We start from the raw sequence: 17362 nt of genomic DNA, 5'->3' as shown, positions 1-17362 counted from the left end.
GCACAAGACCGCCGACGCCATGAGTTTGTTGGCGGCGATAACAATTCAGCAACGTGATCGTCATCTACCCGCTCGGGCCTCCATGCCCGAATCGATCATCGGGCGCTTTAGCCCCGCGCGGGCGCAAAGTGGACGGAAAGGATCAGGCGCGGACGGCGGCGAGGGTCGCCCCGGTCAGCCGCACCAGATCATGCGGTGACAGCTCCACCTGAATGCCCCTGCGACCTGCGGAAACGTAGATCGTTTCGTGCTCGGCGGCGGTCGCGTCGACCACCGTGGGGAGGCGCTTGCGCTGCCCGAGCGGGCTGATCCCGCCGCGCACGTACCCCGTGGTCCGCTCGGCCACTGTCCGGTCGGCGAGCATGGCCCGCTTGCCGCTGGCGGCCGCCGCGAGCGCCTTGAGGTCGCGGTGCCACAAAGCACCTGACGGCGGCCTCACGACGTATCTACGTCACCGCCGAGCGGCTGGCAGAGCAGGGCGGTCGGTGCACCGGCTACCCGGGTCAGCACCAGCGTCGCCGCCGAGGGGCCGGCCAGGCGCAGGTCGCGGCGGAGGCGTTCGGGCTCCAGTGCGGAGCCGCGCTTGAGGATCTCGAGCCGCCCCACGCCCCGATCGCGGAGGAGGGCACGCAACCGCTTCAAGGAGAAGGGCAGCACCTCGTCGACCTTCAGGCAGCGAGCGTACGGCGTGGGAGTGGGGGCGTCGGTGTAGACGTAGGCGATCTCGGGGTCGGCGAGGTGCCCCGCGACCGTGGCGGCGAACTCGGCGACCAGGTGCGCCCGGACCACCGCGCCGTCCGGGTCGTAGAGGTAAGGCCCCACCTCGCCCACCGGCGCCTTCGCCTGCCCGGTGCCGGTGAGGGTGTACTCGCCCGCCCCGAGCAACGTGGCCCGCCGGGGCACGTCGGCGAGCGGCCCGCACCAGAAGGCCGCCTCCACCACCTCGCCCCGTACGCTCACCCACTCCGCCTCCGCGCCAGGTGGGATGAGCCCGTGGTCGACGCCGGGCGCCAGCTTGAGCACGGTGCGCGGGACTCGCTCGGGCAGGGCGGCGACGAAGTCCCACGGTGGCGAGTACGCGGCCGGATCGAAGACCCGCCGCCCGGCCCGTCGGCGCGCGGGGTCGCAGAAGACCGCATCCACACCGGACAGATCGGCCGCTGTGGCGTCGCCGTGGGTCACCGTGATGTCGTCCAGCCCCAGCACCTGAGCGTTGGCGGCGGCAACGGCGGCGGTGCCCGGGTCGGCTTCCAGTGCGTACACCTTGATGCCGGAACGCGCGGCGGCGATCGCGTCCGCGCCGATGCCGCAACCGAGGTCGGCGAGGGTGCGCACGCCCGCGGCGCGCAACCGCGCGGCGCGGCGCCCGGCCACGACGGAGCGCGTCGCCTGCTCCAACCCCGCGCGGGTGAAGAACATCCGCGCGGCGTCCGCACCGAACTTCCCGGCCGCCCGCCGCCGCAGCTCGGCCTGGGTGAGCGCGGCCGCGGCGAGGTCGGCGGGCACGCCCGAGGAGCGGAGCGTGGCCGCCGCGGACAGCGGGTCGCCGCCGGCCAGCTCGGCCGCCGTGGCGAGGGCGTTCACCCCATCAGGGGTACGCAGCGCGGCGAGCTGCTCGGGATCCACCGACTGATTGTCGGCGCAGCCCGGCGGGCGCCCGCGGGCGGGCCGGGCTCAGCGCTGGCTGGGCTCGACCACGCTGTCTGGGCCGGGGAAGACCAGGCTCTCGTGGCCGTCCGGGAAGCGGACGAGGTAGGGCGGCTGCCCGTCGGCACCGCGGACTTCGACGATCTCGGCGATCCGGTCGCTGGCGCCGACCGTGTTGCTGTGTACGTGCAAGTGGTCACCGACTGTGGCCTGCATGGCATCGCCTCCGCGCGGAATGGGGCTGCGGGGTTCTTCCCAAAGACCATGCCCCAAACAGGGCGGTCGCGTCATCAGTTCGGGGCACGCTGGCACTCTCCTTGACGGAGTGCTAGCCACCGGCATAACCTGCGGGTTAGCACTCTCAATCTGAGGGTGCTAGCTCTCGGGCACGCCGGCACCCGCGACGACGGCATCGCCCGGTGGCATGAGGCAACAGTATGACCGCCGCCCGGAGAGATCCGGGTGGCTACCAGACCAGTACCCCAGGAGGGTATGCCCGTGACTACCGCGACCAAGGTTGCGATCAAGCCGCTCGAGGACCGGATTCTGGTCCAGGCGAATGAGGCTGAGACCACCACGGCGTCGGGCATCGTGATCCCCGACACCGCCAAGGAGAAGCCGCAGGAGGGCACTGTCCTCGCTGTCGGCCCGGGCCGCGTCGACGACAAGGGCAACCGGATCCCGGTTGACGTCAAGGTCGGCGACACGGTCATCTACTCGAAGTACGGTGGCACCGAGGTCAAGTACGCCGGTGAGGAGTACCTGGTGCTCTCCGCCCGCGACGTCCTCGCCGTCATCGAGAAGTGACTGACAGCTCTTCCGGCGCTGTTCGTCGCTTCGCGGGCCCGCGAAGCGACGAACAGCACATAGGGAAACTAGAAGGCTGATAATCGCCCCGGGCCGGCTCCATGCGGTCCGGGGCGTGCCGCTCTGGAGGGACATACATGGCGAAGATCCTGAGTTTCTCGGACGACGCCCGGCACCAGCTTGAGCACGGCGTCAACGCGCTGGCGGACGCGGTCAAGGTCACTCTCGGCCCGCGCGGGCGCAACGTCGTGCTGGACAAGAAGTTCGGCGCTCCGACGATCACCAACGACGGCGTGACGATCGCCAAGGAGATCGAGCTCGCCAACCCCTACGAAAACCTCGGCGCGCAGCTGGTCAAGGAGGTGGCGACGAAGACCAACGACGTCGCCGGCGACGGGACCACCACCGCGACCGTGCTCGCCCAGGCGATGGTCCGCGAGGGCCTGCGCAACGTCACCGCCGGCGCCAACCCGGCGGGCCTGAAGCGGGGCATCGACCTCGCGGCCGAGGCCGTGTCGAAGGCGCTGCTGGAGAAGGCGATCGAGGTCGCCGACAAGCAGTCCATCGCCCACGTCGCCACGATCTCGGCGCAGGACGCGACGATCGGTGACCTGATCGCCGAGGCGATGGAGAAGGTCGGCCGCGACGGTGTCATCACCGTCGAGGAGGGCTCCACCCTCGCCACCGAGCTTGAGGTCACCGAGGGTCTCCAGTTCGACAAGGGCTTCATCTCGCCGCACTTCGTGACCGACCCGGACGCGCAGGAGGCGGTGCTCGAAGACGCCTACGTCCTGATCACCACGCAGAAGATCTCGTCGGTCGAAGAGCTGCTGCCGCTGCTGGAGAAGGTGCTCCAGGCCAGCAAGCCGCTCCTGATCATCGCGGAAGACGTCGAGGGCCAGGCGCTGGCCACGCTCGTGGTCAACGCGATCCGCAAGACGTTCAAGGTCTGCGCGGTCAAGGCGCCCGGCTTCGGTGACCGGCGCAAGGCGATGCTCCAGGACATGGCCATCCTCACCGGTGGTGAGGTGGTCGCGCCCGAGCTCGGCTACAAGCTCGACTCGGTCGGCCTCGAGGTGCTGGGCCAGGCCCGGCGCATCGTCGTCGACAAGGACAACACCACGGTCATCGAGGGCGCCGGCAACGACGCCGAGGTCACCGACCGCATCTCGCAGATCCGCAAGGAGATCGAGGCTTCCGACTCCGACTGGGACCGGGAGAAGCTGGCCGAGCGGCTGGCCAAGCTCTCCGGCGGCATCGCGGTCATCAAGGCCGGTGGCGCCACCGAGGTCGAGCTCAAGGAGCGCAAGCACCGCATCGAGGACGCCATCTCGGCGACCAAGGCGGCGGTCGAGGAGGGCACCGTGCCGGGCGGCGGCGCCGCGCTGGCGCAGGTGGCCGAGCAGCTCGACGGCGGGCTGGGCCAGTCCGGCGACGAGGCGACCGGTGTGTCGATCGTCCGCAAGGCGCTCGACGAGCCGCTGCGCTGGATCGCGCAGAACGCCGGCCTCGACGGCTACGTCGTGGTGCAGAAGGTGCGCGGCAACGACTGGGGCCACGGCCTCGACGCGGCCCGGGGCGACTACGTCGACCTGGCGAAGGCCGGCATCATCGACCCGGTCAAGGTGACCCGCAACGCGGTGACCAACGCCGCGTCGATCGCCGGGCTCCTGCTCACCACGGAGAGCTTGATCGTGGAGAAGCCGGAGAAGGCCGAGCCGGCGCAGGCCGGTGGCCACGGCCACGGCCATGGGCACGGCCACCAGCACGGGCCGGGCTTCTAGCCGGTTCCGTGAAAGCGACGCGAAGGGGGCCCTCGGGCCCCCTTCGGTTGTCGTGGGGCTCGTACGACCGCACGCGCCACGGCTCGCGGCGGGGCAGACTTGGGGCCATGCGAAACGGCCTACGCGGCGCCCTGGCGGGGATCGCCGCCGCCGCGGTGGCCCTGGGGCTGGCGGAGTTCGTCGCGGTCTTCACCGGCGCCCGCTCGGCTCCGCTGGTGGCCGTCGGCGGGGTCGTCGTCGACCACGCACCGGAGCCGCTCAAGCAGTTCGCGATCGACGTCTTCGGCATCTACGACAAGGTCGCCCTCCTGGTCGGCACGCTGGTGCTGCTCGCCGCGTTCGCCGCGCTGATCGGCTGGCTGGCCGTCCGCAACATCTGGGCCGGCGTGGTCGGCATCGCGCTCTTCGGGATCATCGGCGTCGCCGCCGCGTTGACCCGGCCGGGCGCGGGCCCGTCAGCCGCGGTCCCGTCGCTGCTGGGCGCGGCGGTGGCCGGCGTGGTGCTGTGGCGCCTGGTCGCCCGCCGTCCGGCACCGGCGCCGGAGCCGGGCTCCGCGACGGGTCGGGACGATCGCCGGCGCTTCCTCACCACGGTGGCGGTCGTGGTCGGTGCCGCTGCCGCCGCCGGGCTCGGCGGGCGTTTTCTCGCCACCAGGCGCAGCGTCAACGAGGCCCGCAAGGCGGTGCGGCTGCCCGTGCCGGCCAGCCCGGCGCCGGCCGTGCCCGCCGGGTCGGATCTCGACATCAGGCGGCTCGCCTCGTACGTCACCCCGAACCGCACCTTCTACCGCATCGACACCGCGCTCGTACTCCCGCAGGTCGATCCGGCCTCGTGGACGCTGAAGATCCACGGCCGCGTGCGCAACCCCATCACGATCACCTTCGACGAGCTGCTCGCCCGGCCGATGGTCGAGCGGTACGTGACGCTCGCCTGCGTCTCCAACGAGGTGGGCGGCGACCTGGTCGGCAACGCGCGCTGGCTCGGCGTACCGGTGAAGGAGCTGCTCGACGAGGCCCAGCCGTTCGAGGGCGCCGACCAGGTGGTGGGGCGCTCGGCCGACGGCTGGACCTGCGGCACGCCCACCGCGCTGCTCCGCGACGGCCGCGACGCGCTGATCGCCGTCGGCATGAACGGCGAGCCGCTTCCCGTCAAGCACGGCTTCCCGGTGCGCATGGTGGTGCCGGGGCTGTACGGCTACGTGTCGGCGTGCAAGTGGATCGTGGAGCTGGAGCTGACCAGCTTCGCCGACTTCGACGCGTACTGGGTCCCGCGCGGCTGGGCCGCGCAGGCACCGATCAAGACGCAGTCGCGCATCGACACGCCCCGCTCGGGCGGCAAGCTCACCGCCGGCCCGGTGACCGTGGCGGGCGTGGCGTGGGCGCAGCACCGCGGCGTGGCGAAGGTCGAGGTACGCGTGGACGGCGGGCCTTGGCGGGAAGCCACTCTGGCCCGCTCGGTCTCGATCGACACGTGGGTCCAGTGGATGTGGCGGTGGGACGCGACGCCCGGCGAGCACCGCCTACAGGTACGCGCCACCGACGCCACCGGCGCGGTGCAGCCGGAGCAGAGGCGGCCGCCCACGCCCGACGGTGCTACCGGGTGGCACTCGGTTGGCGTTGAGGTGGGATAGCCGGCACAGCCTTGTGCGGCTTGCCGAGCCGCGCCTCCAGCCGCGTCACGTCCACGCGGGTCAGGTGGCGGTCGGCGAGGTCCTCCCAGCCCATGGCGAGCAGGCGCAGGCGCTCGGACTCGCTGAAGCCGCCCCACACGCCGTAGGGCTCGCGTACCGACAGGGCGTGCGCCGCGCACTCGGACCGGACCGGGCAGGAGTGGCAGAACGACTTCGCCTGCGCCTCGCGGCGGTTGCGGGACGAACCGCGCTCGCCGTCGGGGTGGAAGAACTGGGCGCTGTCCCTGCCGCGGCAGGCGCCCAGCCGCTGCCAGTCCCAGATGTCGGCGATGGGACCGGGCAGTCTGCTTACGTTCGACATCGACACTCCTCCCACGGGGCACTCCGGCCACGCGAACCACGGATTACCCGATAGCGCTCGGAAGGAAACCGGCGTGTCGACTGTCGGGAACTTTCAACTTCTTTCGTCCGAAAGCCCGTAATGATCAGTTGGTTCCGTGGTCTCCTCCTCAGAGGAAGAGGAGGATCACAGTGCGTACCGTCCTCGTGTGTGTCCGGACACCGCTCGCGGCGCAAACCGTCGCTTCAGCCGCCGCTCGTCTTGGGATGAGCGGTGCTGTGCGCACGGCCGTGTCGGAGACCGAAGCCTTACTCCGGCTGGCTGAGCGCCCCGCCGACATAATCCTCGCGGATACCGCGTTGACCAGGCGGGACAGCGTCGGCTTCACCCGACGTGCCTTGATGCGGGCGCCCGGGGCGGTGATCATCCTCTTTGGCGCCGAAGACCCCCGCGTGGCCGCCGCCGCCATCGCCGCCGGTGCGCGTGGCGTGCTCCGCGGCGGGGGTGACCACGACCTGGTGAGCATCGTCGCGAAGGCCCTGCTGCTCTGCCTGCCCGAGCAGGCCCGCCCGGCCGCCGCCCGGCCCGCCGTCTCCCGGGCGGGCGAGGCGGTCGCCGTGGCTGGCGATCTCCCCGCCGACCCGGCACTCGCCGCCGACCGCTCCGGCGGTGGTGCCGCCGCCCGTCCCGCCAACGGGCCGCTCTCCCGGACGCAGCCGCCGTCGATGGTGCCCGTGCAGCGTGGCGACCAGATCGACGTCGGCCCCGGCGGCGCCGCTCGCCCGCCCGGCGGCAGCCCCAACACCGGACCGAGCTGGCGGGTCGGCCCTCGCGCCGGCGACCGGCCCGAGGTGGTGGCGCGGCGGATGACGCTGACCGAACGCGAACTCCAGGTGCTGCGCGGCATGGCCGACGGCAAGAGCAACGCGGAGATCGGGCGGGAGCTTTTCGTCTCCGAGGACACCGTCAAGACCCACGCCCGGCGCCTGTTTCGCAAGCTGGGCGCACGCGACCGCGCCCACGCCGTAGCGGCTGGCTTTCGGGCCGGCCTGGTCGCCTAGCGCGGGCTCCACCAACGTCGAGCGGGTGACCGGCGGTCTTTGGCCGCTGGTCACTGGCCCGGCGAAGCTGGCAGAAGGCTGCTGGACACCGCGCTGGCCCCGCGATCGACGGGGTCAGGCGTCCTCGTCTGACCCGTCGGAGAGGGTGTCGTGTACGCCGTCGGCGTAACCTCGCGCGTACTCCCAGGTCACGTAGTGGTCGGGATCGGGGTCGTAGGCCGGCTCGTGCACCCTCGGACGACCGGAGTTGAGCAGGTGGCGCAGGTTGCCCCGGAGCAGATCCCAGTCGAAGTAGTGCGGCTCGTGGCAGTCTTCGCACTCGATCACCAGCCCGCGGATGCCGATGGGGCTCAGCAGCGCCTGGTAGATCTCGAGGTCGGCCAGGTCTTCCAGCACGTCCTGCCGCTCCGTGTCGGACAGCGGGTCAAGCTGGGGGTCCTCACCCAGGTCCTCCAGGCCCGCGGACGGGTCAGCGGGATCCCCGTTGAACGGGTCGATCGGCTCCTCGTGCTGCACCCCTCCACCGTAGTCGCAACCCATGTGCCCGCGTGTGCCGCGCATTCCACTTGTGACCGGACAAGCCGCAGGTCGGCGCGGAACGGCGAACGGGCCGATGGGTACGATGAATCATCGCGCCACCGAGAGGACCCAATTGTGGATAACCTGCCCTCCGCCGAGGCTGTGCCGATCGGGCTGACCTTCGACGACGTCCTGCTCCAGCCGGCTGAGTCGGAGATCATTCCGAGCCGCGTGCACACCGCGACCCAGGTGAGCCGCAACGTCAGCGTGCAGATCCCGCTGATGTCGAGCCCGATGGACACGGTGACCGAGGCGCGGATGGCCATCGCGATGGCGCGCCAGGGCGGTCTGGGCGTGCTCCACCGCAACCTCTCGATCGAAGACCAGGCGCTCCAGGTCGACCAGGTCAAGCGCTCCGAGGCGGGCATGGTGACCAACCCGATCACCTGCAGCCCCGACGACACGCTGCGCGACGTCGACGCCCTCTGCGGGCGCTACCGGATCTCCGGCGTGCCGGTCACCGACGCCAACGGCACGCTGGTCGGCATCGTCACCAACCGCGACATGCGCTTCGTGACCGACGGCAACACGCCGGTCCGCGAGATCATGACCCACTCGCCGCTGATCACCGCGCGCGTGGGCGTCTCCAAGGACGAGGCGCTCGCGCTGCTGCGGCAGCACAAGGTGGAGAAGCTGCCGATCGTCGACGACAGCGGTCGGCTGCGTGGCCTGATCACGGTCAAAGACTTCACCAAGAGCGAGCAGTACCCGGACGCCACCAAAGACCCGGCCGGCCGGCTGCGCGTCGCCGCTGCGGTCGGCGTGGGCGAAGACGCGTACAAGCGGGCCCGCGCGCTGGTCGACGCCGGCGTCGATGTGTTGATCGTCGACACCGCACACGGTCACCAGCGCGCGGTGCTGGAGATGGTCGCCCGGCTGAAGAAGGACACCACGGTCGACGTGGTCGGCGGCAACGTCGCGACGTACGCCGGGGCGAAGGCGCTGGTCGACGCGGGAGCCGACGCGGTCAAGGTGGGCGTCGGGCCGGGCGCGATCTGCACCACGCGGGTCGTCGCGGGCGTCGGCGTGCCGCAGGTCACCGCGGTGATGGAGGCCACGCGGGCCTGCCGCCCGGCCGGCGTTCCGGTGATCGCCGACGGCGGCATCCAGTACTCCGGCGACATCGCCAAGGCGTTGGTGGCCGGCGCGCACACCGTGATGCTCGGCAGCCTGCTCGCCGGCTGCGAGGAGAGCCCCGGCGAGCTGCTCTTCATCAACGGCAAGCAGTTCAAGGCATACCGGGGGATGGGGTCGCTCGGCGCGATGCAGTCGCGCGGGCAGGCCCGCTCCTACTCCAAGGACCGCTACTTCCAGGACGACGTGCTCAGCGAGGAAAAGCTCGTTCCCGAGGGCGTCGAGGGCCAGGTGCCCTACCGCGGCCCGCTGTCGCAGGTCGCCCACCAGCTCATCGGCGGCCTCCGGCTGGCCATGGGATACGTCGGCGCCGAGAGCATCACCGAGCTGCACCGCCGCGGTCAGCTCATCCGGATCACCGCGGCAGGTCTCAAGGAGAGCCACCCGCACGACATCCAGATGACCGTCGAGGCGCCCAACTACCACACGCGATAGGAGCGACCCGTGCGTGACGTGGTCGAGATCGGGTTGGGAAAGACCGCGCAGCGCGGATACCACCTCGAAGACATTGCGATCGTGCCGAGCCGCCGCACGCGGGACGTCGACGACGTGTCCACGGGCTGGCAGCTCGACGCGTACCCCTTTGACATCCCGTGCGTGGCGCATCCCTCCGACGCGACCATGAGCCCGGCGACGGCCGTGGCTCTGGGCCGCCTCGGTGGCCTCGGCGTGCTCAACGTCGAGGGTCTGTGGACCCGCTACGAAGACCCGACCAAGATCCTTGAGGAGCTCGCCCGCCTCGACGAGGAGGCGCCCGCGACGCGGCGGCTCCAGGAGGTGTACGCGGAGCCGATCCGCCCCGAGCTGATCGCCGAGCGGGTCCGCGCGATCCGTGAGGGCGGGGTGACGGTGGCGGTGCGCGTGTCGCCGCAGCACACCCTCGCGCTCGCCCCGGTGATCCTCGACGCGGGCGTCGACATCCTGGTCATCCAGGGCACGCTGGTCTCCGCGGAGCACGTCTCCACGACCGACGAGCCGCTCAACCTCAAGGAGTTCATCGCCGACCTCGACCTGCCGGTGATCGCGGGCGGCTGCACCGACTACAAGACCGCGCTGCACCTCATGCGCACCGGCGCGGCCGGCGTGATCGTGGGCGTGGGCGCCGACGAGTGGTCCACGACAGACACCGTGCTGGGCATCCGCGTGCCGATGGCCACCGCGATCGCCGACGCGGCCGCCGCCCGGCGTGACTACCTCGACGAGACCGGCGGGCGCTACGTGCACCTGATCGCCGACGGCAACATCCAGACCTCTGGCGACATCGCCAAGGCGCTGGGCTGCGGCGCCGACGCGGTGATGCTTGGCGAGCCGCTCTCGCTCGCCGACGAGGCGCCGGGCGGGGGCGCGTGGTGGCACTCCGCCGCCAGTCACCCCAACCTGCCGCGCGGTGCGTTCGGTGTGGCCGACGAGTCGCTGGGCACGCTGGAGAAGGTGCTGTACGGGCCGGCCGACGCGCCGGACGGGCAGCTCAACCTCTTCGGCGGCCTCAAGCGGGCGATGGCCAAGTGCGGCTACCGCGACGTGAAGGAGTTCCAGCGGGTCGGCCTCGTGCTTGACAGGTAGCGATACTGGTTGGTGGCTGTTCGCCGCGACGCGGCGAACAGTTCCAGAACGGCTTTCTTGTCGCTTTCGGCGCGGGAGAGGACGCTCCCTACGTGAACCGCAGGATCGTGGCGGCCGCGGCCGTCGTGGCGCTGGTCGCCACCGGATGCACCGACCCATCGCCCAGCCCGGATCGGCCGCGGACACCCTCGGCCGACTTCCAGCCCGGCGACGAGGGCATCGGCGACGCCTACTTCCCCAAGTACGGCAACGGTGGCTACGACGTGCGCCACTACCGCCTCGTGGTGAAGTACGACCCGGCGACCGACGAGCTGACCGGCACCGCCACGATCACGGCGGCCGCCACGACAAACCTCTCCCGCTTCAACCTCGACTTCGTGGGCCTCTCGGTCGACGCGGTGAAGGTCAACGGCACCAACGCCAGAGACAAGCGGGAAGACGCCGAACTCGTCATCACGCCCTCCGCCGGGATCGTCAAAGACTCCGAGTTCACCGTCGAGATTGGATACTCGGGCAAGCCGCAGGCGATCCAGAGCCCCGACTTCGGCGAGGGCGGCTTCCTGCACACCGACGACGGGGCGATCGCGCTCGGCCAGCCCGAGTCGGCGAGCACCTGGTTTCCGGTCAACGACCATCCGAGCGACAAGGCCACGTACGACATCGAGGCGACCGTCCCGAAAGACCTGACCGCGCTGAGCAACGGCATACCGGGCGGCAGCAGCGAAGCCGACGGCTGGACCACGTGGAAGTGGTCGGAGAAGGTGCCGATGGCCAGCTACCTCGCGTTCCTGGTGGTCGGCAAGTTTCGCGTGGAGACTGGCGAGCACAAGGGCCGGCCGCTCTTCACCGCGATCCACTCGACGCTGCGCCCGGGCGGCCCCGCCGACCAGTCGATGGCGCAGACCACGAGGATCGCCGACTTCCTGGAGACGCAGTTCGGCCCGTACCCGGTCGAGGCGTACGGCGGCGTGGTGGTCGACGACGACCGCATCCGGTACGCGCTGGAGACCCAGTCCCGCCCGGTCTACGGCGACGTCTTCTTCGAAGAGGGACCAGACACCGAGGTGGTCGCGCACGAGCTGGCCCACCAGTGGTTCGGCGACAGCGTCTCGATCGCGCAGTGGCGGGACATCTGGCTCAACGAGGGCTTCGCCAGCTACGCCGAGTGGCTGTGGATCGAGGAGAGCGGCGGGCTCTCGGTGCAGGAGAGCTTCCAGCGCGAGTACGACTCGACGGACTGGGAAGACCCCACCGCCGACCCGGGCCGGGCCGAGCTTTTCAGCGACGCGGTCTACCAGCGTGGCGCCCTCGCCGTGCACGCGCTCCGGCTGGCGGTCGGCGACGACGACTTCTTCCGGATCCTCAAGACCTGGACGGCGGAGAAGAAGAACGGCATCGCCACGACGGCCGAGTTCATCACGGTCGCCGAGCGGGTCTCCGGCGAGTCCTTGGGCGGTCTCTTCGACGCCTGGTTGGTCGGCGACAAGGCACCGGAGATCCCGGGCTGATCACTTCCGTACGACTCACTTCCGTACGACTCACTTCCGTACGACTCACTTCCGTACGACTCACTTCCGTACGACAAGCGCCGGGTGGGCCTGGAGGTACGCGTCCGCCCGCCCGGCGACCAGCTCGGAGATGAACCCGCGCCCCTCGGCGTTGAGCTGCTCGCCCCGGTAGCCGGAGCCGCGCCCCACCCCCGAGCCGGGGAGCGTGACCAGCGTCAGCGTCTCGGGGCGCAGGCCACTCAGCGCGTACGCGAAGTCGACCGCCGGCCGCCCCCGCCCGTCGAAGATCAGGGTCTCGCCGAGCGCGCGCAGTACGCGGTCGACCTCGATGGGGTTGCGGGCGATGTCGAGGCTGAGCGCCTTCGCCAGTACGGCCCGGATCAGTTGCTGGTGGTGCCGCTGGCGCGTGTAGTCGCCACCGGGGAGGTATCGCTGCCGGGAGAAGTCGAGCGCCTGCCAGCCGTTGAGGTGGCGCATGCCCACCTCGTACACCATCTGGGGTCCGCCGTATCCGGCCGGGCCGCTGCCCGCCGAGCGCCCGCTCCCGTCGGGGCGCAGGTGCTGCGAGGGGGTGCGCTGGTCGACGTAGATGTCGACGCCGCCGAGCGCGTCGACCAGCTCGCGGAAGCCGGTGAAGGTGAGCACCGCGCCGGCGTCGAAGCGGCGGATCCCGGTGTACCGGCTGACCGTCTGCGCGAGGAGCTGGAACCCCTGCTCGGCGCTGGGCCGGGCGTCGCCCCGGCGGGCGCCGTTGCTCATCGCGTGGGTGAGCTTGGTGCGCCCGCCCCGGTAACCGGCCTTGGGAAACGCCGGGATGTCGACGACCAGGTCGCGGGGGAGCGAGAACATGTACCCGGACTTGAGCCCTCGCGGCACGTGCAGGATCGTCACCGCGTCGGCGTGCGGCTCCCAGGTGGGGTCGTCCTCGCGCGTGTCGACGCCGACGATGAGCAGGTTGAGCGGGCCGGTGATGTCGGCGCCGGGCGGTGGCGTGGGGCTGGGCGTGGCCGAGGGCGACGGCGAGGGGGAGCCGAAGAGGTCGGCGGTGCGGATCTCGTACCGGTCGCGCAGCGCGTAACCGACCGCCACCGCGCCGCCGGCCAGCAGCACGATCGCGGCGAGCGCGGCCGCGCCGAGCCCAATCCAACGTCGCCGGGTCATAGAGTGGCATCGTGCCCGCTGAGTGCTCTGGTGTGCTAGCTACCGATGGGTAATGATGGCCCGGTGGGCGCCGTGAAGCGATACGACGTGGTCGTCATCGGCTCGGGCTTCGGCGGCAGCGTGGCCGCGTTGCGGCTCGCCGAGAAGGGCTACTCGGTCGCCGTGCTCGAGGCGGGGCGCCGCTTCGCCGACGACGAGTTTCCCCAGACCTCGTGGCGTGCGCGGCGCTTCCTGTGGGCGCCCGGGCTTGGCTGCTACGGCATCCAGCGGATCACGCTGCTCCGCTCGGCGCGGGGGCAGGCGGGGGCGGGCGTGCTCGTCCTCTCCGGCGCCGGGGTCGGCGGGGGCTCGCTCAACTACGCCAACACGCTCTACGAGCCGCTGCCCGCGTTCTACGACGACCCGCAGTGGCGCGGCATCACCGACTGGCGGGCCGAGCTGGCCCCGCACTACGACCAGGCGAAGCGGATGCTCGGCGTCACCACGTACCCGATGGAGACGGCCGCGGACCGCGCGATGCGGGCGGTGGCCGAGCGGATGGGGGTCGGGCACACCTACCGTCCCACGCCGGTGGGCGTCCACATCGGACGGCCGGGGGAGCGGGTCGTCGACCCGTACTTCGGCGGCGTTGGGCCGGAGCGCACCGGCTGCCTGCACTGCGGTTCGTGCATGACCGGCTGCCGCCACGGCGCGAAGAACACGCTGGTCAAAAACTACCTCTGGCTGGCCGAGCGGCTCGGCGTCGAGGTGCATCCGCTGACCACCGCGGTCTCCGTGCGGCCGTCGGGGTCGGGCTACCGGATCGAGACGGTACGCACCGGCGCGTGGCTGGGCCGGCGGCGTCGGGTCTTCGAGGCCGAGCAGGTGCTGTTCGCGGCCGGGGCGCTGGGCACGCAGCGGCTGCTGCACGCGATGAAGGCGTCCGGCACGCTGCCCCACCTCTCCGACCGTGTGGGCGCGCTGACCCGTACCAACTCGGAGGCGATCCTCGGCGCGGGCGTGCTGCGGCCGGACGCGCGGCGGCGAGGGCTCGACTTCACCGAGGGCGTGGCGATCACCAGCTCGTTCCATCCCGACGAGCAGACCCACATCGAGCCGGTGCGCTACGGCCGCGGCTCCAACGTCATGGGGCTGCTCCAGTCGGCGCTGGTCGACGGCGGTCCGCGCCGGCCGCTGCGGTGGCTTCGCATGATCGCCGGCCGTCCGCTGCTGTACCTGCGGCTGCTCTCCGTACGCGACTGGTCCAGCCGCACCGTGATCGCACTCGTCATGCAGGCCGCCGACAACTCGCTGACCACGCACTACCGGCGCGGCCGGCTGCGTACCACCCCCGGCCACGGCGCGCCGAGCCCGACCTGGATCCCGGCCGGCAACGAGGCGGTGCGGCTGCTCGCCGAGGAGATCGGCGGCGTGCCGGGCGGGGCGGTCACCGAGGCGTTCAACGTGCCGCTGACCGCGCACATCCTCGGCGGCGCGGCGATCGGTGCCACGCCCGACGAGGGGGTCGTCGACGCGTACCACCGGGTCTTCGGCCACCCCGGGCTGCACGTGGTCGACGGGGCGGCGGTGGCGGCCAACCTCGGCGTCAACCCCTCGCTCACGATCGCCGCGCAGGCCGAGCGGGCGATGTCGTTCTGGCCCAACCGCGGCGAGCCGGACCCCCGTCCCGCGCTCGGCTCGGCGTACGCACCGGTGGCCGGTGTGGCGCCGAAGACACCGGCCGTGCCGCCACACGCTCCGGCCGCGCTACGCCGGTAGCCTCGGTGGGCAAGATGACCGTCTGATCTTCGAGGAAGAGGAGCTGGGCAGCGAGCGGCTCAGGTTCAGGTCGGCTGGGCACTTCGAGACGAGCTTGGGCGCGCGCGGCAGGGGTCCCAACGCTGGTCCTTGGGCAGAAATAGCGGAACTCCTCGGCGGAGTGCGGGTCTTCCACTTCCACGACACCAGCTCGACAGCGCCCGTCAAGCAGCCTGGGCCGACGGCTGACACCCTCCGCCTCCAGGCCGACGCACGAAATCTCGCGGCGGTTCTCTGGCGGCTCCGAGACAACCGTCCCGCCGTGTATCGCACGATCACCGAGCCGGTCCGGCGGGTCGCGCCGTTCTTCCGCGATTTCGTGCTGGAGCCCGAGCGCTCTGACGAGATCCGGCTGAGGTGGCGGCAGGTCGATTCGGACACGGTCTTCTCCGGGCACCAGATGTCAGACGGCACGCTGCGCTTCGTTTGCCTTGCCACGCTCCTGCGCTCGTCCGACCTGCCGCATCTCGTCGCGCTCGACGAACCGGAGCTGGGGCTCCATCCGTTCGCGATCATGCAGTTGGCCGAGATGCTGCGTGCGGCGTCGGCGGAAAGTCAGGTCGTGGTGGCCACCCAGTCGGTGACACTGATCGACCAGCTGTCGCTCGACGACCTGATCGTGGTCGAACGGGAGCGCGGGAGCTCGGTGTTTCGGCGCCCCAGTCCGGATCGCCTGACCGACTGGTTGGACGAGTACTCGCTCGGCGAGCGCCCTACGCGCCAAATGTCCCCACCTGGACTCCTGGATGAGTCGGCTGGAGAGCCACGTACGCTCTTGATACATGAGCACACCGCGCCCGGTCCTGGTCGTTGATTTCGGGGCCCAGTATGCCCAGTTGATCGCCCGCCGGGTGCGCGAGGCGAAGGTCTACTCGGAGATCGTGCCGCACTCGATGCCGGTCGCCGAGATGCTGGCCAAGGACCCCGCCGCGATCATCCTCTCCGGCGGCCCCTCCAGCGTGTACGAGCCGGGCGCGCCCCAGGTCGACGCCAAGCTCTTCGACGCGGGCGTGCCGGTCTTCGGCATCTGCTACGGCTTCCAGGCGATGGCGCAGGCCCTGGGCGGCACGGTGTCGCACACCGGCCAGCGCGAGTTCGGTGGCACGGTGCTGGCCGCCCGTCCCGAGGCCGGCGTGCTGCTGCGCGAGCTGCCCACCGAGATCCCGGTGTGGATGAGCCACGGCGACTGCGTGACCGAGGCGCCGGCCGGCTTCGCGGTGACCGCGGGCTCCCCGGGCGCGCCGGTGGCCGCGTTCGAAGACCTGGCCGGGCGGCGGGCCGGCGTGCAGTTCCACCCCGAGGTGGCGCACACCGCGCACGGGCAGGACATGCTGGCCCGCTTCCTGTACGACATCGCCGGCATCGAGCCCACCTGGACGATGGGCAACATCATCGACGACCAGGTGGCGGCCATCCGCGAGAAGGTGGGCGACAAGGAGGTCATCTGCGCCCTCTCCGGCGGGGTCGACAGCGCGGTGGCCGCCGCGCTCGTCCACAAGGCCGTCGGCGACCAGCTCACCTGCGTCTTCGTCGACCACGGGCTGCTGCGCGCGGGCGAGGCCGAGCAGGTCGAGCAGGACTACGTCGCGGCGACCGGCATCAAGCTCAAGGTCGTCGACGCCGCCGACCGGTTTCTCACCGCGCTCGACGGCGTCACCGACCCGGAAGACAAGCGCAAGATCATTGGGCGCGAGTTCATCCGGGTCTTCGAGGCCGCCGCGCGGGAGGTCGCGGCGGCGGGCGACGTCGAGTTCCTGGTGCAGGGGACGCTCTACCCCGACGTGGTGGAGTCCGGAGGCGGCACCGGCACCGCCAACATCAAGTCTCACCACAACGTCGGCGGGCTCCCCGACGACCTTAAGTTTTCGCTGGTCGAGCCGCTCCGGACGCTCTTCAAGGACGAGGTGCGGCAGTTGGGGCTCTCGCTCGGGCTGCCCGAGGCGATGGTGTGGCGGCATCCGTTCCCGGGGCCGGGGCTGGCGATCCGGATCATCGGCGCGGTCTCGGCCGACCGGCTGGCGGTGCTGCGGGCGGCCGACCTGATCGCCCGCGAGGAGCTGACCGCCGCGGGGCTCGACCGCGACGTGTGGCAGTTTCCGGTCGTGTTGCTCGCCGACGTGCGGTCGGTGGGCGTACAGGGCGACGGCCGCACGTACGGCCATCCGATCGTCCTGCGCCCGGTCTCCAGCGAAGACGCCATGACAGCCGACTGGTCGCGCCTGCCGTACGACGTCATCGCCCGGATCTCCACCCGCATCACCAACGAGGTGCCCGAGGTCAACCGGGTCACGCTGGATGTCACCAGCAAGCCCCCGGGCACGATCGAGTGGGAATAGTCCAAGATTGATTG

The 17362-nt window shown here is 71.2% G+C and carries 15 protein-coding genes and 1 pseudogene; 10 read left to right on the top strand and 6 right to left on the bottom strand.

Annotation, left to right across the window (positions count from 1 at the left end):
- Positions 1 to 142 precede the first annotated feature (142 nt).
- From ACFFIA_RS01775 to ACFFIA_RS01765, 3 genes and pseudogenes are all read right to left on the bottom strand, one after another.
- Positions 143 to 442: pseudogene (locus ACFFIA_RS01775) on the bottom strand (YbaK/EbsC family protein); the annotation flags it as partial.
- A complete protein-coding gene (locus ACFFIA_RS01770; protein WP_377244229.1) occupies positions 436 to 1626 on the bottom strand; it encodes a THUMP-like domain-containing protein in 1191 nt (396 codons plus the stop codon). The gene ACFFIA_RS01770 and the pseudogene ACFFIA_RS01775, both read right to left, overlap by 7 nt.
- 48 nt (positions 1627 to 1674) lie before the next feature.
- Positions 1675 to 1863 carry a DUF1918 domain-containing protein gene (locus ACFFIA_RS01765; RefSeq protein ID WP_377244226.1) on the bottom strand — a complete coding sequence of 63 codons (189 nt, stop codon included), beginning with the start codon at positions 1861 to 1863 and terminating at the stop codon, positions 1675 to 1677.
- Positions 1864 to 2145: 282 nt separating this feature from the next.
- On the opposite strand from ACFFIA_RS01765, the gene groES reads away from it, so the two are divergent.
- The 3 genes from groES to ACFFIA_RS01750 all read left to right on the top strand — a co-directional run bounded on the left by groES (position 2146) and on the right by ACFFIA_RS01750 (position 5869).
- Positions 2146 to 2454 (top strand): co-chaperone GroES, encoded by a 309-nt coding sequence (gene groES, locus ACFFIA_RS01760; protein WP_498070960.1) that lies wholly within the window; start codon positions 2146 to 2148, stop codon positions 2452 to 2454.
- A 137-nt stretch (positions 2455 to 2591) separates the two neighbouring features.
- Positions 2592 to 4238 (top strand): chaperonin GroEL, encoded by a 1647-nt coding sequence (groL, locus tag ACFFIA_RS01755; RefSeq protein ID WP_377244223.1) that lies wholly within the window; start codon positions 2592 to 2594, stop codon positions 4236 to 4238.
- A 107-nt stretch (positions 4239 to 4345) separates the two neighbouring features.
- Positions 4346 to 5869 (top strand): molybdopterin-dependent oxidoreductase, encoded by a 1524-nt coding sequence (locus ACFFIA_RS01750; RefSeq protein WP_377244220.1) that lies wholly within the window; start codon positions 4346 to 4348, stop codon positions 5867 to 5869.
- Here ACFFIA_RS01750 and ACFFIA_RS01745 read toward each other — a convergent pair.
- Positions 5832 to 6230, bottom strand: coding sequence for a WhiB family transcriptional regulator (locus ACFFIA_RS01745; protein WP_377244217.1), 399 nt, complete (start codon positions 6228 to 6230; stop codon positions 5832 to 5834). The genes ACFFIA_RS01750 and ACFFIA_RS01745 overlap by 38 nt on opposite strands.
- Before the next feature lie 170 nt (positions 6231 to 6400).
- Here ACFFIA_RS01745 and ACFFIA_RS01740 point away from each other — a divergent pair, with 170 nt between their 5' ends.
- Positions 6401 to 7270: a response regulator transcription factor gene (locus ACFFIA_RS01740; protein ID WP_377244214.1), complete on the top strand. Its 870-nt coding sequence runs from the start codon at positions 6401 to 6403 to the stop codon at positions 7268 to 7270.
- Positions 7271 to 7384: 114 nt separating this feature from the next.
- Here the strand turns inward: ACFFIA_RS01740 and ACFFIA_RS01735 are convergent, their stop codons facing one another.
- On the bottom strand, positions 7385 to 7810 hold the full coding sequence (locus ACFFIA_RS01735; RefSeq protein WP_377244211.1) for a DUF5319 domain-containing protein: 426 nt from the start codon (positions 7808 to 7810) through the stop codon (positions 7385 to 7387).
- Between the two features lie 114 nt (positions 7811 to 7924).
- Between ACFFIA_RS01735 and guaB the strand changes: the two genes are divergently transcribed.
- From guaB to ACFFIA_RS01720, 3 genes are all read left to right on the top strand, one after another.
- On the top strand, positions 7925 to 9418 hold the full coding sequence (gene guaB / locus ACFFIA_RS01730; protein WP_377244208.1) for an IMP dehydrogenase: 1494 nt from the start codon (positions 7925 to 7927) through the stop codon (positions 9416 to 9418).
- A gap of 9 nt (positions 9419 to 9427) precedes the next feature.
- On the top strand, positions 9428 to 10546 hold the full coding sequence (locus ACFFIA_RS01725; RefSeq protein ID WP_377244205.1) for a GuaB3 family IMP dehydrogenase-related protein: 1119 nt from the start codon (positions 9428 to 9430) through the stop codon (positions 10544 to 10546).
- A gap of 92 nt (positions 10547 to 10638) precedes the next feature.
- Entirely contained in the window at positions 10639 to 12054 is a 1416-nt protein-coding gene (locus tag ACFFIA_RS01720; RefSeq protein WP_377244201.1) for a M1 family metallopeptidase, read from the top strand.
- Between the two features lie 60 nt (positions 12055 to 12114).
- On the opposite strand, the gene ACFFIA_RS01715 is transcribed toward ACFFIA_RS01720, so the two are convergent.
- The gene (locus ACFFIA_RS01715) at positions 12115 to 13215 is read right to left on the bottom strand and encodes an LCP family protein (protein WP_377244198.1); all 1101 of its coding nucleotides are present in this window, start codon (positions 13213 to 13215) and stop codon (positions 12115 to 12117) included.
- Positions 13216 to 13287: 72 nt separating this feature from the next.
- Here ACFFIA_RS01715 and ACFFIA_RS01710 point away from each other — a divergent pair, with 72 nt between their 5' ends.
- The 3 genes from ACFFIA_RS01710 to guaA all read left to right on the top strand — a co-directional run bounded on the left by ACFFIA_RS01710 (position 13288) and on the right by guaA (position 17348).
- The gene (locus tag ACFFIA_RS01710; protein WP_377245648.1) at positions 13288 to 14973 is read left to right on the top strand and encodes an FAD-dependent oxidoreductase; all 1686 of its coding nucleotides are present in this window, start codon (positions 13288 to 13290) and stop codon (positions 14971 to 14973) included.
- Between the two features lie 94 nt (positions 14974 to 15067).
- Positions 15068 to 15826 carry an AAA family ATPase gene (locus tag ACFFIA_RS01705; protein ID WP_377244195.1) on the top strand — a complete coding sequence of 253 codons (759 nt, stop codon included), beginning with the start codon at positions 15068 to 15070 and terminating at the stop codon, positions 15824 to 15826.
- Positions 15795 to 17348: a glutamine-hydrolyzing GMP synthase gene (guaA, locus tag ACFFIA_RS01700; protein WP_377244192.1), complete on the top strand. Its 1554-nt coding sequence runs from the start codon at positions 15795 to 15797 to the stop codon at positions 17346 to 17348. The genes ACFFIA_RS01705 and guaA overlap by 32 nt, the downstream gene beginning before the upstream one ends.
- The last annotated feature ends 14 nt before the right edge of the window (positions 17349 to 17362 follow it).

Source organism: Phytohabitans kaempferiae (assembly GCF_042433955.1).
In the GTDB taxonomy this organism is placed as follows: domain Bacteria; phylum Actinomycetota; class Actinomycetes; order Mycobacteriales; family Micromonosporaceae; genus Phytohabitans; species Phytohabitans kaempferiae.
This window is presented reverse-complemented; position numbering and strand designations above follow the sequence as displayed.